The sequence below is a fragment of the Alcanivorax limicola genome, assembly GCF_019931215.1.
Classification (GTDB): domain Bacteria; phylum Pseudomonadota; class Gammaproteobacteria; order Pseudomonadales; family Alcanivoracaceae; genus Isoalcanivorax; species Isoalcanivorax limicola.
Window position 1 is genome coordinate 226197 of record NZ_JAIOUB010000002.1, and the last position, 19715, is coordinate 245911.

A 19715-nucleotide genomic window follows, 5' to 3' on the forward strand; every position below is an offset into this window, starting at 1 on the left:
AGTACAATTGATTTTGTTACCTTTAATTTCAAACCATGGCAAGCCTGACCATCCTTTGGGATGGCTTACAGTGGGATATATTTTGTCGCCCCTTATTTCATACCACGGCAGCCCACTCCAACCGTCTGGATGAGAAACGGTGGGATATATCTTGTTATCTTTAATCTCATACCACGGTAGCCCGTGGAATCCATCCGGGTGGCTCACAGTATTTCTTATTTTCGCCACAACGAAACTCCTTATCTCCACCTTTGCGGACACATAACGCCTTGCTCACCGGAAAATTGCGAGCGTAGCGAGTAATTTGTCCGTGTGCAGCAATTTGTTAGAGGTCCGTAATTTTCGGCAAAGTGCTAGGATCAAAGCGTTTCTCCTCTATTTCAGCCAAGTCGCTTATTTGGCGATGACCGAGACGGTGCGCCAACAGATCTTCCACACGGATAGGACCAGAGAACTTGTTGAGAGATGGACAAAGGACGTACACCTCAGGCCGGTCGATTGAGGCTGACCAAAAACTCTCGTCCTTGGATATAGTGACCATCATCCTGTTTTTCCCATAGAGGTAAATTATTGCTACCAACCGTCCATGAACGGGATAGAGCATTATTGTGTGCACGCCGGGCCATGCTAAAAGCCTTGCTTCTTCAGGTTCTCGATTCTGAAAGAAGTCAGAAAACTCCACATCATATGAGTCTCTTTCATCAGAGGTTTTAGCCCAGAGAGCATTCCTAAGCTCTGTCGCTTCTCTACTCTCTAAATAGCGCTCTCCAAGCCTATTAGCCCCTACACCCAAAGCAAACTTACATAAAAACCTTTGCTCAAATCCAATTTGGACCGCCATACTTCCTTTGTGTACTTTTCCTTGAGCATTTTTTAGGTTTGACAGGAACTCATCCTCATCTGAAGTAGGCTCATGGAAGTAATTGTCGTCATTTGGAAGATCAATATTCCCCGATATTCTCTTGGCGGATTTAAAGCTCTTCATGACAGACTGGAGCAACACAAGATTCCAATATTCATCTGAATGTTGAGCAAATATATAGACCTCGCCGCCAAATTTTTTATTGTCAATCGGATTTCCGCCAGCGATCGTATCGTACCTAGAGTCGGCTTTGAGTCTTCGATGGTATACCAATCCACCGTGCGCCCCCATCCATAATTCACACGTCAAATTAGGGTCTGACACCAAACCTTGGTGAACCCCCATGTAGCGAAGCGGAAGAGGCCTTGGCTTGTTTAAGTCGATATAATATAAAGCATTCTCGGCCATATCATTCTGGCTAAAGAAGTTCTTTACTAAAGGAGCATCAACGAACATTCCCATTATAGAGTTGCATCGCTGACAAACATGACGTGTTTTAAACAGATCAGAGGCTTGGGCTCCCCCCAAAGACTGCGGAAATATATGCTCCAGTGAAAACTCATTATCAGGTTTTTCAGTATTACAATAAATGCATATTTTCGACACACCAATCTCCAGGCTCAGACACCTCTAACAGGTATTAGGACGCCGGCGCATATATCTAATAATGACGCCGGCGGCCTATCACAATTAGTAAATTTATATATTGATAGATCGATCATAAAACTAAACGACTTAGCAGCGCCCCGTCGAATGTCAGACCCATTCGTTTGGCCTATTTCCATTTCAATCAAGGATATCACCATGCGCAAGGACAGCGGCAGGCAGCCACAGTTGCGTGATCAGGCGCGCAACGCAATTCGCGTTCGTCATTACAGGGTAGGCGCCGAACCGGCACGCTACCGCCCTGCCCGACATTCCGTGCACTGTCCGTGCTGCGGCGAGCATCCGTTTATTCCGTTGTTTTGATATGGCCCGCGAGCAGCGCTTCTCTTGAGTGCTTGCCCGCCACGCCAGTAACCCTGCTTCGATACTGCCCCGCTCCCGGGGTGATGGCAACCTCGATAGGCGATATGCGCGCCGCTAGTCGGGCCTGTTTCGCCAGGCCCTTATGACGTGAGGCGCTGCTAACCCGCGTGGGCTGCGCGGTGCGCATGCAGCTTCTTGTAACTCTCGATCAGGCGCTGGTGTTTCTCCAGGCCATCCAGCTGCATGTTGGTGGGGGTCAGCCCGTGGAAGCGTACGGTGCCCTCGGTGGAGCCGACCACGGCATCCATGGTCTCCTGGCCGAACATGCGGGTCAGGTTGTGCAGGTAGTCGTCCAGCGCCAGCTCGTCGTCCAGGAGGATGGTGAGCACGGCCTGCATGGCCTGGTAGAAGCGGCCGCGTTCCACGGTGTTGTCGTTGTATTGCAGGAACATTTCGACGTGTTCCAGCGCTGCGTCGTGGTCGCCCAGTGCCAGGTGAATGAGGAGTTTCAGCTCCAGGATGGTGAGCTGGCCCCATACGGTGTTTTCGTCAAACTCGATACCGATCAGGGTGATGATATCCATGTGTTCGTCGAGCTGGCTTTCTTCCAGACGGTCGAGCAGTGCGGTGAGTTGCCGTTTGTTCAGGCTGTGCAGGTTCAGGATGTCTTCGCGGAACAGCAGGGCCTTGTTGGTGTTGTCCCACACCAGGTCTTCCACCGGATAGACCTCGGAATAGCCGGGCACCAGGATGCGGCACACGGGGGCGCCCAGATCGGTGTGCACGGCCATGTAGCATTCCAGGTCCTGTTCTTCCAGCAAGCCGAACAGGGTGGCGGCTTCTTCCTCGGTGCTGCCGGCAAAGTTCCAGTGCACGAAGTCGACATCGGCCTTGCTGCTGAAAAAGCGCCAGGAAATCAGGCCGGAGGAGTCGATAAAGTGTTCAACAAAGTTGTTCGGCTCGGTCACGGCCAGGCTGTTGAATGTCGGCGCCATGAAGTCGTTCAAACCTTCGAAGCTGCGGCCTTGCAGCAGTTCGGTCAGGCTGCGCTCCAGCGCTACTTCAAAGCTGGGGTGGGCGCCGAAGGAGGCAAACACGCCGCCGGTGCGGGGGTTCATCAGGGTCACGCACATCACCGGGTATTGGCCGCCCAGGGAGGCGTCTTTCACCAGCACGGGGAAGCCCTGGGCTTCCAGGGCCTGCACGCCCTCAAAAATGGCGGGGTATTGTTCCAGCACGCTCTGCGGTACATCCGGCAGGGTGATTTCCTCTTCGATGATCTGGCGCTTCACGGCGCGCTCGAAAATTTCGGAGAGGCATTGCACCTGGGCTTCCTGCAGGGTGTTGCCGGCGCTCATGCCGTTGCTCAGGTAGAGATTTTCAATCAAGTTCGAGGGGAAATAGACGGTGTCGCCGTCAGACCGACGCTCGAACGGTAGCGCCACGATGCCGCGCTGGCTGTTCCCGGAGTTGGTGTCGATCAGGTTCGAGGCGCGCAGTTCGCCGTCGGGGTCATAGATGTCGCGGCAGTAGTCGTCCAGCAGGCCGTCGGGCAGGGCGTCGTCCGGGCCGGGCTGGAACCATTTTTCATTCGGGTAGTGGACGAATGTGCTGTTGGCGATCTCGGGGCCGAAGAACTGGTCGTTGTAGAAAAAGTTGCAGCTCAGGCGTTCGATAAACTCGCCCAACGCGGAGCACAGGGCGCTCTCTTTGGTGGCGCCCTTGCCGTTGGTAAAGCACATGGGTGAGGCGGCATCGCGGATATGCAGTGACCAGACGTGCGGCACGATATTGCGCCAGGAGGCGATCTCGATCTTCATGCCGAGGTCGGCCAGCATCGCGGTCATGTTGGCGATGGTCTGCTCCAGGGGCAGGTCCTTGCCTTCGATCCAGGTCTGTTGCGACGGGTCGGGCACGGCCATCAGCAGGGCCTGGGCGTCTTCGTCGATATTCTCGACGGTTTCGATCTGGAAATCGGGCCCGGCCTGCACCACTTTCTTGACGGTGCAGCGGTCAATGGCGCGCAGGATGCCCTGGCGGTCTTTGTCGGAAAGGCCTTCCGGCAGCTCCACCTGAATGCGGAAGATCTGCTTGTAGCGATTTTCCGGGTCGACGATGTTGTTCTGCGACAGGCGGATATTGTCGGTGGGGATATCGCGCGTGTTGCAGTACACCTTGACGAAATAGGCCGCGCACAGCGCCGAGGACGCGAGGAAATAATCGAACGGCCCGGGCGCCGAGCCGTCGCCCTTGTAGCGAATCGGCTGGTCGGAAATCACCTTGAAGTCGTCGAACAGGGCCTCCAGGCGGAGGTTGTCGAGATAATTGACCTTGATTTCCATGAGCGGGCACCGGGTATTTCAGGGCCGCACATTATCCGGGTTTTAGGTGCTGCCGTCTTGCCCCCTGCCCCTGCTGCTGCCCTGCTGCTGCCCTTCTGTTAAAGCGGCTTGAGCACAAACCTGCCATAGGCAATGAACGCGCACACGGCGGCCACCACCAGCCAGTAGATCATCTGACCGTGATTCGCATCACCGGAGGCCAGGTGCAGGCCGCAGTACAGCAACATGACTGCGGCGATGCAGAGCGCCGCCACGGGCGCCAGCAGCGCTGCCGGTTTGTACAGGGCTGGCAGAATCAGCGCCACGCTCAGAAACAGTTCGAATACGCCCAGCCCGAGCCAGGCGCCTTGCGGAATGGCCTGTAATGAGGGCACGGTTTGCGCCGAGTTGGAGAATTTCCAGACGGCGCCCATCACGGTGTGAAACGCGAGCAGACCTTGCAAGACCCAAAGTGTGATATTCACTGTTGTACGCCCTCATCCTCGTTTTTCAGAACTCGCTCCAGTGCCGCCATGAATCGCGGCCACCCGGCCTTGGCGCCCATGTAGTACCGCGCCTGCTGCGGGTAGTCCGGTGAATCCGCCGATGCAAAACCCGCTTGCTCCATGCGCAGCAGGGTGCCTTTGGCGGTAGGCGTCAGGGTCCAGTGGACCACGCTCTTCAGCGCGCCCGACTCCCAGGTGTACGACAGCGCCTGGTGTTGCGCGAGCTCCAGAACGCGGCACTCGACGGCGCCCCAATCAAACTGCAATGCGAAGCAGTGCCCCACTGCCGCGCTGAAGTCTGTCTTGGTCAGCCAGGCCTCCATCAGGTGGGGCTGGGTCAGCGCGCGCCAGACTTTTTCCGGCGGATGCAGCAGCTCTCGCTCGACCACCACGGACTGGGTGTCTTCAGCACGTTTACTCATTGGTCCATCCCCTGTAGCACCCGTTCGAGGTCGTCAAAGCGCGCCAGCCAGAACGCGGTCATCTGCTGGGTCCACTCTTTCAGCGGGTTCAGCGCGGCTGGCTGGGCGCGGTAGTGCGTTTGCCGTCCCTCATGGCGATCGCTGACCAGCCCGGCCTGCTTCAGTATCCCGAGGTGCTTTGACACCGCCGGTTGCGACACGCCGGCCTCGGCGGTCAGCGCGCCGACAGTCAGGTCGCCGTGACGACACAATCGCTCAAAAATGGCGCGCCGGGTCGGGTCAGCCAGGGCCTTGAAGAGTGTTTCGTGAGCTTGCAGCATTGCGGAAACCCATAACCATGAAGTTATGGGTTTAATAATAATCAGCGGGTTATGAATTGGTCAAGTCATCTGTGTCCGGCATTGCTCATCAAAGCTGCTGGACCGCGTTGATCACCACGCTGTCGCCGTCCAGCAGGATAACGCCGTACGTCGGCGCGCCCGGATAACGCGTCAAACGGTCGCTGACCATATCGAAGCGCAACGGCAGATGGGTGCTGTCCAGCACCGTGAAGGGGTGGCCCGCCCAGTGTCCGCTGACATTGCGATGCAGGTGGCCGCACAGCAGCTGGGTCGGTGCGGTGCGGGCGCGCAGTAGCTGGTAAAGCGCCTTATCCGGATCGCGCAGGCGCAACCGGTCCAGAGGCGGCATGCCGATGGCAACAGGGGGATGGTGCATGAAGATCAACACCGGGCTTGCTCCGGCGCGTTGCAATTGCGCCGCCAGCCACGCCAGTCGGGCCGGGCAAAGTTCGCCGTGGTGGCCAGCCTCTGCCTGAGTATCCAGGTAGATGAGGTGGGTGCCATCCAGTTCCTCGGCGGATTGCAGGAAGCCTTCGGTAACAGGCACCCGGGGGAACACTTCCCGAAGGTTGTCGCGCTTGTCGTGATTGCCCACCAGCAAGCGCCAGGGAATCGGGAAATCCTGCAGCGCGTCCCGCAGCACCTGATAGCTTTGCACACTGCCGGATTGCACCAGATCGCCGGTCAGAATCAGGCGGTCTGCATCCCCGTGCTGATCTCGCAGTTCATTTAATACTGCGTGGAATCGCGGTAAGGGATCGACCTGCTGTGGCCAGGGGTGCCCGGGTTCTACCAAATGCAGGTCGGTGATCCAGAGCAGTTTGTGTGTGCTCATCATTGCGCTCCCTGTGGCAAATCAGTGGCGAGGGCTTGCCTCATCAAATAGTGCAGCAAGGTGAGTGCGCCCAGGGCCACCAGCCCGAGCGCGGCGGACACAGCGAGCGCCCCGCTGCCAAGACGTTCGATCAGCAGGGCAAACAGAAACGGTGAAAACGCCTGGCCAAAGCGCGCCGGTGCCATCAGCCAGCCCTGACGCCGGCCATAGCCCCGGGGGCCGAAAATGGCCAGCGGCAAGGTGCCTTTGGCAATGGTGAGAATGCCGTTGCCGGCGCCGTGCAGCAGGGTGAACAGCGCTGCCGCCGGTGCACCGAAGAGCAGCATGGCCATGGCGCCCAGAGGATGGGCGGCGCTGGCCAGCCGGGCGGAGACCAGGGGGTGAAAACGCCGCAGCAGGGAAAATTCCAGAAACCGGGCCGCCACCTGCGCCGGGCCGACCAATGCGGCCAGCGCAATGGCGGTCGTGGCGGTGTGCCCGGCTTCTTGCAGCAGGCGCGGCAGATGCGCCGCCATGGCGGTACTGAGTATCCAGGTGATGGCGAAAACAAGCGCCAGCAGCGGCATGGCGAAGCGTACCGATGCCGCCCGGGCAGGCGGGGCTATGCTGTGAGGTGTTGCAGCCCGGATGCCCCCGGGGAGCAGCACGCGGTTCAGCGGCAGGCCGATAAGCAGGTGCGCAGCGCCCCAGATAATGCAGGCCGTCCGCCAGCCGAACTCTGCCTCCAGCCAGCCGGTGATCGGCCAACATACGGTGCTGGCAAATCCGGCCATCAATGTAATGCCGGCAATGGCGCGGCGCGCCTGGTGACCATAAAGCGCTGTCAGGGTGGCAAAGGCGGCGTCATAGAGACCCACGGCCATGCCGACGCCGATGATCGCCCACGCGCACCAGAGGGAGACCGGCCCCTGAGCCAGCGCCAAGGAGAGAAGCCCCGCCGCAAACAGCAGGCTGGAACTCGCCAGCACACCACGGCCGCCGTGGGTATCAATACGATGCCCCGCCGGGGGGCCGAGGATCGCGGTCAGGATCAGCGCCAGGGAGAAGGCGCCAAAGACATTGCCCGTGGAAACGCCGAGGTCCCGCGCCATGGGCTCGGCAAGAATGGCGGGCAGATAGTAGGTAGAGCCCCAGGCCAGGGTTTGCGTCAGACCCAATGTCACTACGACTCGTCGGCGTGCGCTCATCCGCGGCACACCCTTGATGCGCGCCGCGCGGGCGGGAGGATGCACCGGCGAAGGCATCCATGGTCAAGGCATCGAACATCGAGGCTTTTGGCCAAAAAAAACGACACAACGAAAGTCATGTCCCCTGCCCCTCTTCCGCCGCCAGCTTGCTCGCGACAATGCAATCCGTCGCATCCAGCCAGGCCTCAACGGCCACCTGGAAGGCTTCGCGGCCTTTGTCGGTCAGCGTGTAGACTTTTCTGGTGCGGCCCTGCACCACCTCGGGGGCGGAAGACAGATAGCCCCCGGCTTCAAACTCATTCAGCACCGGGTACACCGTGCCCTCGGACGGGCTGCAGCAGCCGTTGGTGCTTTTCTCCACGGCCTGCACCACTTCATAGCCATGCATGGGCTTGCGGTGCAGCACACTGAGCACAAAAAACTTGGACAACGACATCTTGATGGTCCCCTGCCAGTAGCGGGGATCACTGTAATCCGGTGTCTGCCGGGTGCGTGTTTGTTTGTCCGATGGGCTCATGGTGTCGGACTTTATGCCTCGATGGTCGATGCGTCAAGCCGAACGGCCATCCCGCGCAAGACCACCGAAGCAGCCTTGCGCGTTCAGGCGCGCGGATCAGAGGGCGACGTCGAATGCCGGTGACGCCCAGCCCTGGCGAGAGCCGCGGGCACGGCGTTCGTCCAGCGGCTCACCGCCGAAGATCACCTGCTCGCTGTCACCATAATGCAGCCAGGTTTCTGTTGGCATTACGCCCTCGCCCGGTTGGCTGTAGTCGCAGACGCCTTCGGGAAAGATCTCTTCCACCTGTTGCAGGAAGCTGGCGTTGGCCACCAGTGCGGGATAATCCGCCGGGTCCACGGGTTTGAGTTGGCACTTGTTGGTCAGCGTGCGGATGTCGTCCCCCGCCACGGTGCGCGGGGTGCCAAAGCGGGTCTGCACCACGGTCTGCTGCAGGGTCACGATGGGCTCGAGGATCGGGTTGAGGATGCCCGTGATAATGCCCAGCAAGTCGCCGATTACCGGCAGGTCATTCACCACTGGCAGGGTCTGCGGGTCGAGGCCGCACACCTGGCCGGTCAGGGCGTCGGCGATCACGCCGAGTTCTGCCGGGGCCGAGGGCAGCAGCGACAGGTCCAGCAGTGGCAACAGGGGATCGGGGTACAGCAGGTTGCCGGTGAGCGGCACGATGGGGCCATCCGGGCCACCGAGCAGGCCGGACAACGACAGGCAGCGGTCGCGGGCGAAGGTGGGTTTGTTGTCCACCACGCGCTGGGCGATGCTCACTTCGCGGTCGTCCTGTTCGATTTCCGAAAGCCACAGGTCCATCACCAGCAGGGCTTCGGTGGTGAAGACCGAATCACCGAACAGGGGCGCGGGGCCGTACCAGATGACATGGTTATCCGCGTGGCCCTGGGTGGCTTCCAGGCGGGCGCGCATCTGCCAGGAATGGAAGGCATCGTGGGCAATGCCGGGGTCGGGGCCGCGCAGGTCGATAATCGGCACGTTGGCCAGATGTTCGGCGGTGTTGATACCGCCGGTGCGGTAGACGTTGCGCAGCGTCGCCATGTCGGCGCGGGTGCGTTCCGGTTGCGGGCGAATGTCCAGGCTCAGGCCGCCGATGTCGCGGTTCACGGCCAGAAACTGGTCTGCGGTGATCAGGCCCTGGTTGAGCGCACCCAGGCCGTACTGCACACCGATATTGTCCAGCGGAATGCCGGCAAAGCCGCGCGACAGCAGTGCTTCGTTCGGGGTCCAGACTTCCGAGGGACGCGGGCCGAACTGATTGATCATGTAATCCAGCAAGCCACAGCGCAGGCCGTCCGGGGCGGTATCCGGGTCATACACCTGGACGCCGTCCTGCAAGCGGGGGCAGCTCGCCTGATCCGGCGCGGCCGAGGGGAAGAAAGCCAGATCAGACACCACCGGGTTGAGGGGCAGATGGCCATAGAAAGCAGCCCATTGGAGCAGCAACACGTCGCCCGTCAGCGCTGAAGCCAGCAGATCGGGTACACCCTCGGGGCCTTCCGGCACTTGCAGGCCGAAGTAGTTGCTGAGCAGGTGGTAGTCGGCGAACTGGGTCGCGGTGGTCCAGACGTCCGGGTAGGAGCACTGCACGATCAGGCCCTGGTAGATGCCCGGATAGGCGTTGGCCACATGCTGCTGGGTGATGGAGCCGCCGGAGCAGCCGGTGCCGATGGTGTAACGGATTTCGCCGTACTGCTCGATGATGCGTTCCTTGGCCATCATCAGTGATTCGGCCGCCGTCACCAGGTTGGCGTTGTGGCCCAGATTGCCCTGGGCGGTGGACAGGGTCATGAAGCCACGGGCCAGGGCCGTAGTGATGCTGTCGCCCAGCAGCACCTCGGCGCCGTCGGGGGCGGTGCCCGCGATATCGCCTTCAGGCGGATTGCCCATGCCATAGCTCACGCCGACGTTGCCACCGTGGTGGATCAGCAGTTTGCGGTTCCATTGCGGCTGCGGCGCCAGGGCGCTCCAGGGCTCGCCGGGCTGGAACAGGGTCATGATCAGGTAGCGGTCACGGTTCTGCACGCCGCGCTCCCGGCGCACGATGAACGGCACCTCGACGCCCTGGTCTGTGGTGATCCGGGCAATGTCGCCGTCGGCGGGCGGGTTTTCGGGATCAAAGGGCCGGAAGGCGGCGGGCAAGCCGGGGTTCTGCGGATCAAAATCCGTGAGCAGCGCTTGCAGCCGGTCGGCCGGCACATACTTGAAGCTGTATTCCGGCGGTTGATTGCACTGCGCGTCCACCGCATTGGCGTTGGTGCATTGCCAGGGCTGGATCTGTGGGCCGGAGAAGACGGGGCCGCCGTGGGGGTGGTTGATGATCTGCTGTTCCAGCACCGTGTTGCCGCCCAGTACCGCTCGCAGGGTGTTGGGGCCCAGCGCCAGGCCTTCCACCAGACCCTTGAGGGTGCCCTCGTCAGTGCGGATCAGCTGATCGGAGATGTCGGTGTTGCCCAGCAGCACGCGGGCGCCATCCAGCTGGGCCGGCGTCTCCGGCACGATCTCCACCAGCACATCACCGCCGCTGACCAGGTCGGCGCGGTTGGACAGCACGCGAATCTCGCCCTGCCCGGCGCCGGGCTCACCGGGGCCGCCGGGCCCGCCCGGGGGATTGCCGGGGCCAGGGCCGCTGATGGACGACGAGCCGCCGCAAGCGGCGAGCATGCAAAGGGTTCCTGCCGTAATAAGCAGCTTTGTTGTTGTCATGGGGCTCTCCTTTCGAAGGCCTGTCAAAGGCCTGCCGCCGGCTTGTGCCGGTCTGTGTCGCACACCGGGCCGCAAACAGCAGCCCATGGAAAATGCAGTAACGCATCCTGAATTCTGGGAGAGGAGTGGCGGCGATACAGTAGATGTGCGGTAGGAGAATCGTTACGGGCGTGCCAACAGTGTTTGCGGCGTGTATCAGTTCAGGGAGGCGCTGTCAGCATCCTGCCTGGAAGTCATCGAAGACCTTGAGCTCGCGGAGCCGGTTGTTTTGCGGCGCTCGCTGTATAGCGGAGGATTGGGGCATGGCGGGCGGTGCGTCGAAGATCTCGCAGGCGCGGGTCACCAGCTGGGCGCGCCAGGTTTCGATCTGCTTTGCCGGGAGGCCGAGCTGGCGGGCCAGTTCGGTGACAGCGGCATGGTCCTTGATGGCGCTCAGGGCCACCAGGGCTTTAAAGGTCGGGGAATAGTGCCTTTTGCGTCTGAGATACATGCGGGTTGGCTCCTTGCGGGGCGGCATCATGCGGGGCGTGTCGCGCACGCCCCGCACTCTCCGTTCAGTTCTGCGTTCAGTCGTTGCTTTCCAGCGTGTGGTCTTGCGTGCCGTCCTGAGCGTCGTCAAGCACGATGAACTCCACGCGCCGGTTCAACTGGCGGCCTTCCGCTGTGCTGTTGTCGGCCACGGGCTGGCTTTCACCCATGCCTTTTGAGCTCAGGCGGGCCGGGTCGATGCCCTGGCGCACCAGTTCTTCCACCACGCTCTCGGCGCGCCGTTCGGACAACTGCTGGTTGTAGGCCGCAGCACCCTGGCTGTCTGTGTGGGCGACAATCATCAGCCGGGTGTTGCTCTGGCCGAGATATTCTGCGACCCGCGCTACCGCAGCCTGGCCCGACGCGGTCAGGGCGGCGGAGTTGCTGGCGAACAGAATATTTCTCACTTCCAGTGCAAAGGCTTCCTCGCACCCCTGGGCATCCACGGTGGCACCCGCCGGTGTGCCGGGGCAGGCGTCGCGATAATCAGGTACACCGTCGCCATCGCTGTCCAGCGGGCAACCGGCCTCGTCCACCTCAACCCCTTTGGGGGTGCCGGGGCACTGATCCAGATAATCGGGCACGCCGTCACGGTCGCTGTCCAGCGGGCAGCCAACCTCGTCGACCTCCACACCTGGCGGGGTATCGGGGCACTGATCCAGTTCATCAATCACGCCATCGCCATCACTGTCCCGTGGTGCGGGTGGCGGTGGCGGGCTGCGTCCGAAGCGCTTGAGGATATCCAGTGTCACCACTGCGGCATCCTTGTCGAAGGAGACCGCCTGCAAGCGAGTGGCCCAGCCACGGGCGAAGCGGTATTCCACGCCAGCGCCGAAGAACACCTGCCAGTCCTTGTCCTGATCCACGCTGACACCGCCGTTGCCGGAGGTATCCAGGGTGCCCACGCCGAGGCGGCCAAACAGGTCCCAGCCGCGGGCGTCCCAGTCGAAGCCGTTCAGGTAGCCGATCCCGGACAGGCCGAGGAAGCGGTAGTCCACCTCCAACGGGTCCAGGCCCGGCATGGTGGGCGCCAGTTCGGCGGCGCCCAGATCATGCCAGGACAGTTCGGCGCTCCAGTGTGCGTGCCACTGGTAGCCGACGAACAGGTCAAAAGCGGTGTCGTATTTGTCATCGACGCGGTAGCCGGTGTTCTTGGTGTCGGGCGCCAGGCGCGACTGGCCGATACCGCCGCCCACATAAGGGTAGTGGCCGTTCGCGGCATCATTGGCAGCCAGTGCACTGGTTGAGAACAGGCTGGTGGCAAGCAGGCCCAGCCCGGCGACGGCGGCGCGCCAGGTGGCCTTGCGCCGCCGTCCCGCCGCCAGGCCCAGCAGCAACAGCAGACCGAGGCCGCCGTTGCCCACACCGCGCAGGCCGGTTTCGACCTCGCGCAGGGTGCGGTTGCTGACAATCTGGTCCGTCAGGCCGTCTGCATGGTTGCCCGCCAGATCGCTGATCGGCGTGGTGCCGGGGGTGTAGCTCAGCGATACCTGGGCACCCGGAGACACCGGGGTCTCCAGCGTCAACGCAACGGTCGGGCCGTTGATGCTGACGCCGGTCACGGCGACCGGAGTGCCGTTCACGAGCACGGTGAAGTCGCTCGCGTCGGGCACGGCGCTTTCGTCCAGCAGCTCGTCATACTCAAGCAGCAGGGTCGGCCCGTTCACGGTGGCGCCGTTGTCTGCCGCCAGCTCTGGCGCGCGGTTATCCAGCAGGTAGTTCTGGTTCTGGCCAGGAGTAGTCGTGCCCAGCGGGTTGCCGTACTGGTCCACAATGGTCTGACCGCTGTCCAGCGCCAGCCCCAGTTCGCCGTCGGGGGCGTTGCTCACGATGACGGTGACACGGTAGATGTCCTCGCCGTCCGTGTTCATACCCAGCGGGGTCACCAGGCTGATCATGGCGTCGCTCGCCACCGGGCCGGTCAGGACCAGATCGGTCGCGTCGACACCGGCAACCGGCGTGCTGAAGCTGAGCAGGAAGTGCACCTGGGTCGCGTTGGTTTCGCGCTGCTGCGGGTCATCGCGTTCGATGCGGCGCAACACACTCAGATCGATGTCGATGCTCAAGGTGTAATCGCCCGAGGCGGTGTTGCCCGCCGTGTCGGTGGCTTCCACGGTGACGGTGTAATCGCCGTTGGGCAGGCCGTCCACGATCTCCACGCTCCAGTGACCGCTGGCGTCAGCGGTGGTGGTCCAGGTGTCACCGCCCACAGTCAGGGTGATGGTGGCGCCCGGCTCCGCGTCCCCGGTCAGGGTCGGGGTGGCGTCGTGGGTCTCGCCGTCCTGATCCAGCGTGGGGATCGCCGTGGTCGTATCGATGACCAGCGCGAAGGGCTGCGAGATCGCCGAGGTATTACCCAGGGTGTCTTCGGCCACCGCCGTGATGACATAGGCGCCGTCGCCCAGCGCGAGCCCGCTGTGCGGCAGCGACCAGAGACCATCCATGTCGACCAGCGCCGTGCCGATTTCAGTACCATCGCGGGAGACCACCATCAGCTGCCCCGGCGCACCACTGCCATGAATGGCCGGGGTATTGTCGGCAGTGATGCCGTCGCTGTTGCTGACGCCGGTGTCGTCACTGATACCGCTGATCACGGGCACCGTCGGTGCCTGCACGGTGACGGTGCCGGTGTGGGTGTCGCTGTTGCCGGCCTCGTCGGTCACGGTAATGACCACGTCATGGCTGCCTTCACCAAGCTCGTCCAGATCCACAGACCAGTCGCCGTTTTCGTCAGCGATGACGGTCCAGGTATGGCCATCGATTTCGATCTCCACACTGGCGCCGGGGGTGGTGGTGCCGGTGAGGGTGCCGCTATCCAGCGTGCTGCCGTCCTGGTCCAGGGTCGGCGGGTCGATCTGCGTGACCACGATGACGGTAAAGGACTCGGCGGCATCGGAGGTGTTGCCCAGTGCATCTTCGGCCACGGCGGTCACGATATATTCGCCATCGGTGAGCGGGGTGCCGCTGTGGTCGAAGGTCCAGGTGCCATCACCGGCCACGACGGTGGTGCCGATCACGTCGCCATCCAGGCTCACGATCACGGTGCTGCCCGGCTCGCCTTCGCCGTGGAACAGCAGGGTGTTGTCGCTGGTGATGCCATCGCTGTCGCTGATGCCGGTGTCTTCGCTGATGCCGGTGATGCTCGGCACGGCGGGCGGCGTATTATCCAGCGTGTAGGTCTGGTTGCTGCCAATCGGTGTCAGCATAACCAGCGCGTTGCCTGCCAGATCTTCGATGTTCTGGCTCGGGCTCAGCGCCAGGCCCAGTTCACCGTCGGCATCAGCAATACCATTGACCGTGACGAACCAGACGCTGCCGCTGCCGGTCACCGTGGTGATTTGCGCATCAATTGCCGCAGCGCCGGTAGCGATGAAATCACCGGCGTCCACATTGGCAACGTCTTCGTCAAAGGTCACCTGGAAGATCAGCGTATCGGCGTTGGTCAGTTCATCCGTCGGGTCATGACGGGTGATGCTGTCCAGCTGCGGCGGCACATTGTCGTCCGTGTTGTTGGCGACCGGTTCGTCGCTGAAGCTGTCCACCGGGTTGCCAGCCAGATCGCGCAGCGGCGTGGCGTCCTGCGTGTAGCTGACGGTCACGGTGGCGTTGCTGGATATGCCTTCGTCCAGGGTCAACACCACCGTCTCGTCGACAATAGCGACGCCTGTCACCGTGGCCGGGTTGCCGTCCACCAGCACGATGAAGTCAGCCGGGGCGGGCACGTTGCCGCCATCCAGTTCCTCATCGAAGTGCAGCGTCAGGGTGTCGTCGTTGATCACGGCGTTATCCAGCGTGGGCGCCGTGTTGTCCAGCAGGTAGCCTTCATTGATCGGCGGCACGGCGGGGACCAGTGCATTGCCGTGGCTGTCGAGAATGTCAGCGGTCGCGGAAATCGCGAGACCCAGCAGGCCGTCAGCGCTGTCGATGCCGGAGACTTCGACCAGGTACTGCAGGCCACCGGCTTGCGGCACCAGGTTGCTGATCATGGCATCGCCTGCGGCGGCGCCGGTCAGGACGAAGTCGGTAGCGTCCACGTTCACCACTTCTTCGTCGAAGCTCACGAGGAAGGTCACGGTGTTCGCATTGGTGATGGCATCCGTGGGCGTATGCCGCTGGATGCTTTCCAGCGCGGGCGGCTCGCCATCAATGCTGATCGTGAAGGTCTCGGTGGCGGTGTTGCCTGCCACATCGGTCACGGTAACGACCACCGGGTGCTCGTCGTCCGCCAGTTCATCGGTCACGGTCAGCGTCCACTGGCCCGTGCCGTCAGCGGTGGTGGTGTAGCTGTGGCCATCCACTTCAACCACCACGGTCGCGCCTGGCTCGGCGGTGCCGGTCAGGGTTGGCGTGCTGTCGTTGAGCAGGGCGCCGTCCTGGTTCAGTGTCGGGTCAGCGGTGTCAGTATCCACCACGACAGTAAAGGGCTCCGAGGCGTCCGAGGTGTTGCCCAGCGCATCTTCGGCCACGGTGGTCACGGTGTAGCTGCCATCCGCCAGCGGGGTGCCGCTGTGGTCGAAGGTCCAGGTGCCGTTGCCGGCCACGACGGTGGTGCCGATCACGTCGCCGTTGAGGCTGACGATGACGGTACTGCCCGGCTCGCCCTCACCCTGGAACAGCAAGGTGTTGTCGCTGGTAATGCCGTCGCTGTCGCTGACGCCGGTGTCTTCGCTGATGCCGGTGATGCTCGGCACGGCGGGGGGCGTGTTATCCAGCGTGTAGGTCTGGTTGCTGCCAACAGGTGTCAGCATGACCAGGGCGTTGCCCGCCAGATCTTCGATGTTCTGGCTCGGGCTCAGCGCCAGACCCAGTTCACCGTCGGCCTCAGCAATACCGCTGACCGTGACGAACCAGACGCTGCCGCTGCCGGTCACCGTGACGATTTCAGCATCCAGCGCCGCAGCGCCGGTGGCGATGAAATCGCTGGCATTCACATTGGCAACGTCTTCGTCAAAGCTCACCTGGAAGATCACCGTGTCGGCGTTGGTCAGTTCGTCCGCCGGATCGTGGCGGGTGATGCTGTCCAGTTGCGGCGGCACGTTGTCGGCGGTGTCGTTGGTCACCGGTTCGCCACTGAATCCGGTCGCCGGGTTGCCAGCGAGATCCTGAATCGGATTGGTGCCGGGGGTGTGGCTGACGGTAACGTCGGCGGTGCTGGACACGCTGTTTTCCAGTGTCAGTATCACGTCTGATCCGACCACGCTCACGCCGGTCACTGTGACGGGGTTGCCATCGACAACCACCGTGAAATCGCCGGGTGCGGGCACGCTGGCGTCATCCAGTGTTTCGTCGAAGCCCAGGGTCAGGGTGTCCTCGTCGACAGTGGCCCCGTCCAGCGCTGGCGCTGTGTTATCGAGAATGTAGCCTTCATTGACCGGCGGCACGGCGGGTACCAGCACGTTGCCGTGGCTGTCGAGAATGTCGGCGGTAGCGCTGATGGCCAGGCCGAGCGCGCCGTCGGCATTGTCGATGCCGGTGATTTCCAGCAGGAACTGCTGGCCGCCGGGCTGGGCCACGACATCGCTGATGATGGCGCCTGTGGCAGCATCGCCGGTCAGTGCAAAGTCGGTGGCATCCACGCCGTAAACGGCTTCATCGAAACTCACCAGGAAGGTCACGGTGTCGGCGCTGGTGATCTCTTCGGTGGGGGCATGACGCTGAATACTTTCCAGCGCAGGCGGCTCGCCATCGATGTCCAGGTTGAAGGTGCCGTTGCCGCTGTTGCCGGCGAGGTCGGTAATGGTGATCTCGACGGGGTGCTGGCCGTCCGCCAGTTCCTCGGTAACGGTGACACTCCACTGACCGGTGGTGGCATCAGCGGTGGTGGTGTAGGTCTCGCCGTCCACCACCACGACCACCGAGGCGCCCGGTTCCGTGGTGCCGGTCAGGGTCGGGGTGCTGTCGTTCAGTTGAGCGCCGTCCTGATCCAGTGTCGGGACAGGGGCTTGCGTGTCGATGACTACGGTCAGTGCGCCGGACAGTGCAGAGGTATTGCCCAGGCTGTCTTCGGCGGTGGCCGTGATGGCGTAGGTCCCGTCGGGCAGCGTGGTGCCGCTGTGGTCGAAGGTCCAGACGCCAGTGCCGTCGACCAGGGTGGTGCCCAGCGGTGTGCCGTCCAGGTAGACGGTGATCAGGCTGCCTGCTTCACCGGTGCCCTGGAACAGCAGGGTGTTGTCCTGGGTAATACCGTCACTGTCGCTGACGCCGGTGTCATCGCTGATGCCGCTCACTACAGGAACCGGCGGTGGCGTGTTGTCCAGCGTATAGGTCTGGTTGAGGCCGGTGGGCGCGAGGTCTGCCAACGCCGCGCCAGCGTTGTCCTCGATGTCATTGGCCGGGGACAGGGCCAGCCCCAGTGTGCCGTTGGCCTCGGCGATGCCCGTGACGGTGACCAGATAGCTGTGCGCGCCGCCTTGCGTGGCGACACTCAGAATCGACGCGGTCCCTGCGGCAGCGCCGACAGGCATGAAGTCGGTGACATCGACGTTGGTGACCTCCTTGCTGAAGGTCACCAGGAAGCCGACCGGGTCGGCATTGGTGAGCGCATCAATGGGCGCAAAGCGGGCGATGCTGACCAGTTCCGGCAACAGATCCAGCGGCGTGGTTTCGCTGACCGACACCGAACTGAACGTCCCGAGTGGCCCGGTGGCCGTGGCGCTGGCGCTGAAGCTGACTTCTTCGTTGTCCAGCATGTCCTGGGTCAGGGTCACGGTGGCCTGGCAGGTCGTCTGCGCCGAGGGCGCCAGGCTGGCGTTGGTGCAGCTCACACCGGTCACCGGCAGGTCGATATCCAGGCTCAGATTGCTGAGGCTCAGGTTGCCGCTGTTGGCGACGGTAAAGGTGTAGGTCAGCTGACCACCGACCGTGACGCTGGTGGGCGTGCCGGCCGTGATGTCCAGCAGGGTCAGTTCGAGTTCGTCCTCGATCTCGGCTTCGCTGGCGACGCTGAGGTTGAGGGTGACGCTGCCGGAGGCATTGTATTCCGTACCCAGCGTGGCGGAGTTGTAGATGACGAACACTTCACTGGAGAGGGTTTCTCCGACAACGGCCGGTGTTTCATCCACCAGAACCCGGAAGCGCAAGCTGGCGCCTTCGCTCACGGGCATGTTGCCGCCCTGGGAGGCCGAAGCGCCGGTGCCTGCCCGGAAAATCACGTTGTTACCGTCGAACTCGGCGAGATCATCGCCTACGGCATCGGTTTGCGGACCAATCGGGGCGCCGCTGGCATTGGTGAGAATCTCCAGGCTGCCGGGCACGAAGGTGACCCCGGCGGGCAGCGGTGTTTGCAGCAGCACATTGGTGGCGTCGTCGGCGCCGGTGTTGTTGAAGGCGATGGTGTACTCGATTTCATCCCCCGGCAGCAGCAACCCGCCGTTCACATCCACACCGTCGATATCCAGCGAGGTAATCAGGTCGGGGGCGTGCAGCTCTACCACGAACGCCACAGCGTGGGGCGCGTAGGCATCCATGGTGGTGGAGAAGGTCAGTGTGGCGCTATCGGCACCGTTGCCCAGAATGCCGGAGGCATCCACATAGTTGATGTCCACCGCAAGCTGGTTGACGTAATGCGGATTCTTGGTGGTGATGTGTTGGCCCAGCCGGGTGATGGTGCTGTTCCAGAAATTGTTGGCCGGGTTGCGGGCATCACTCAATGCGGTGCCATTGAGGCGGAACTGGTCGCCGGCGTAGCTCAGGTCGCCTTCCCACACCAGGGCGCCAAGATAGGTGCTGAACGCGCCGGTCAGGGGCGTCAGCAGGCCTTCGACGGTGATGTTGACGTTGTTGCTGTTGTCCACCTCTGCGGCACCGTCATACACCATCAGGCGGCGGAAGGGTTCGTCATTATCCTGGTAGATGATCACCAGGCCCCAGCCGCCGTAGTTGCCCAGCGTGCCGCCGTTACCGTTGTTGGCGGTGAGGTCAGCCACGGTGTAGGTGCCGGAGCCGGCCGCCGCGACCAGTGCGGTGACATCAGCCATCGCCTGGTAAGGATGGGAGGAGGCGTTGGTCCACTGATTGGGCACGGTGTCGACTACCGCGGCACTGATCTGGTGATAACCGGGGGTGCCGGGAACGCGGAAGCGGATATCGCCCCGGGTCAGGGAGGTCTCCGCCGCGCGAGCGCCCCAGTAAAGGCCGGCGAACTGCACCGTGGCCCCGGCGGGCAGTGCGAGATCGGCAGAGGAAGAATTGGGGAATCCCGCCATGGCGTCGACATTGACGTACACCATGTTGCGATTGCCGTTATGGGCGCTGCCGCCGGTGTCCGTCCCGTTCTGGATATTGGCACACCCGGTACCTGTGCAGGTCAGCAGGGTGTTGCCGATCAGCTGGATGTCACCGCGCTGATCAAAGCTGGCACGGGTATCAAAAGCGCGAATGATGTCGGCCCCGGCCACGCTGGACAGCGTGGTCAGCAGGACCAGCATCAGCAAGGCCAGGCGGGCGCGAAGGCCGCTAGCAGGCAAATACATTGGATAATCTCCCCCAAGGAGCGTTTGTTATTGGCCTGGCTGCA

Annotated in this window: 12 protein-coding genes; 1 reads left to right on the plus strand and 11 read right to left on the minus strand. The window is 62.4% G+C overall.

Annotated elements, in window-relative coordinates:
* Nucleotides 1-325: 325 nt before the first annotated feature.
* Nucleotides 326-1468, minus strand: a complete 1143-nt coding sequence (locus K8B33_RS07055; RefSeq protein WP_223424980.1) for an HNH endonuclease — start codon at nt 1466-1468, stop codon at nt 326-328.
* Between the two features lie 198 nt (nt 1469-1666).
* On the opposite strand from K8B33_RS07055, the gene K8B33_RS07060 reads away from it, so the two are divergent.
* Complete coding sequence (locus K8B33_RS07060) at nt 1667-1831, plus strand: hypothetical protein (RefSeq protein WP_223424982.1); 165 nt, start codon at nt 1667-1669, stop codon at nt 1829-1831.
* Nucleotides 1832-1989: 158 nt separating this feature from the next.
* Here K8B33_RS07060 and K8B33_RS07065 read toward each other — a convergent pair whose 3' ends face one another.
* From K8B33_RS07065 to K8B33_RS07110, 10 genes are all read right to left on the minus strand, one after another.
* Nucleotides 1990-4173, minus strand: coding sequence for an OsmC domain/YcaO domain-containing protein (locus K8B33_RS07065; RefSeq protein WP_223424984.1), 2184 nt, complete (start codon nt 4171-4173; stop codon nt 1990-1992).
* Between the two features lie 98 nt (nt 4174-4271).
* Nucleotides 4272-4637: a DoxX family protein gene (locus K8B33_RS07070; RefSeq protein ID WP_223424985.1), complete on the minus strand. Its 366-nt coding sequence runs from the start codon at nt 4635-4637 to the stop codon at nt 4272-4274.
* Nucleotides 4634-5080 carry an SRPBCC family protein gene (locus K8B33_RS07075; protein WP_223424987.1) on the minus strand — a complete coding sequence of 149 codons (447 nt, stop codon included), beginning with the start codon at nt 5078-5080 and terminating at the stop codon, nt 4634-4636. The genes K8B33_RS07070 and K8B33_RS07075 overlap by 4 nt, the downstream gene beginning before the upstream one ends.
* Nucleotides 5077-5400 carry an ArsR/SmtB family transcription factor gene (locus tag K8B33_RS07080; RefSeq protein WP_111657921.1) on the minus strand — a complete coding sequence of 108 codons (324 nt, stop codon included), beginning with the start codon at nt 5398-5400 and terminating at the stop codon, nt 5077-5079. Before K8B33_RS07080 ends, K8B33_RS07075 begins: the two co-directional genes overlap by 4 nt.
* Before the next feature lie 88 nt (nt 5401-5488).
* Nucleotides 5489-6256 carry a phosphodiesterase gene (locus K8B33_RS07085; protein ID WP_223424990.1) on the minus strand — a complete coding sequence of 256 codons (768 nt, stop codon included), beginning with the start codon at nt 6254-6256 and terminating at the stop codon, nt 5489-5491.
* Nucleotides 6256-7443 carry an MFS transporter gene (locus K8B33_RS07090; protein ID WP_223424992.1) on the minus strand — a complete coding sequence of 396 codons (1188 nt, stop codon included), beginning with the start codon at nt 7441-7443 and terminating at the stop codon, nt 6256-6258. Before K8B33_RS07090 ends, K8B33_RS07085 begins: the two co-directional genes overlap by 1 nt.
* Before the next feature lie 115 nt (nt 7444-7558).
* Nucleotides 7559-7960: a PadR family transcriptional regulator gene (locus K8B33_RS07095; RefSeq protein WP_223424995.1), complete on the minus strand. Its 402-nt coding sequence runs from the start codon at nt 7958-7960 to the stop codon at nt 7559-7561.
* 96 nt (nt 7961-8056) lie between these two features.
* Nucleotides 8057-10672 carry a DUF6351 family protein gene (locus K8B33_RS07100; RefSeq protein ID WP_223424997.1) on the minus strand — a complete coding sequence of 872 codons (2616 nt, stop codon included), beginning with the start codon at nt 10670-10672 and terminating at the stop codon, nt 8057-8059.
* Nucleotides 10673-10886: 214 nt separating this feature from the next.
* Nucleotides 10887-11162 (minus strand): transposase, encoded by a 276-nt coding sequence (locus K8B33_RS07105; RefSeq protein WP_223424999.1) that lies wholly within the window; start codon nt 11160-11162, stop codon nt 10887-10889.
* Nucleotides 11163-11238: 76 nt separating this feature from the next.
* Nucleotides 11239-19671: an Ig-like domain-containing protein gene (locus K8B33_RS07110; RefSeq protein ID WP_223425001.1), complete on the minus strand. Its 8433-nt coding sequence runs from the start codon at nt 19669-19671 to the stop codon at nt 11239-11241.
* Nucleotides 19672-19715: the final 44 nt, after the last annotated feature.

Excerpts from the sequence above, each read along its gene's own strand:
- K8B33_RS07060 (WP_223424982.1), top strand. The coding sequence starts at position 1,667 with ATGCGCAAGGACAGCGGCAGGCAGCCACAGTTGCGTGATCAGGCGCGC.
- K8B33_RS07065 (WP_223424984.1), bottom strand. The coding sequence starts at position 4,173 with ATGGAAATCAAGGTCAATTATCTCGACAACCTCCGCCTGGAGGCCCTG.
- K8B33_RS07075 (WP_223424987.1), bottom strand. The coding sequence starts at position 5,080 with ATGAGTAAACGTGCTGAAGACACCCAGTCCGTGGTGGTCGAGCGAGAG.
- K8B33_RS07080 (WP_111657921.1), bottom strand. The coding sequence starts at position 5,400 with ATGCTGCAAGCTCACGAAACACTCTTCAAGGCCCTGGCTGACCCGACC.
- K8B33_RS07085 (WP_223424990.1), bottom strand. The coding sequence starts at position 6,256 with ATGAGCACACACAAACTGCTCTGGATCACCGACCTGCATTTGGTAGAA.
- K8B33_RS07090 (WP_223424992.1), bottom strand. The coding sequence starts at position 7,443 with ATGAGCGCACGCCGACGAGTCGTAGTGACATTGGGTCTGACGCAAACC.
- K8B33_RS07095 (WP_223424995.1), bottom strand. The coding sequence starts at position 7,960 with ATGAGCCCATCGGACAAACAAACACGCACCCGGCAGACACCGGATTAC.
- K8B33_RS07100 (WP_223424997.1), bottom strand. The coding sequence starts at position 10,672 with ATGACAACAACAAAGCTGCTTATTACGGCAGGAACCCTTTGCATGCTC.
- K8B33_RS07105 (WP_223424999.1), bottom strand. The coding sequence starts at position 11,162 with ATGTATCTCAGACGCAAAAGGCACTATTCCCCGACCTTTAAAGCCCTG.
- K8B33_RS07110 (WP_223425001.1), bottom strand. The coding sequence starts at position 19,671 with ATGTATTTGCCTGCTAGCGGCCTTCGCGCCCGCCTGGCCTTGCTGATG.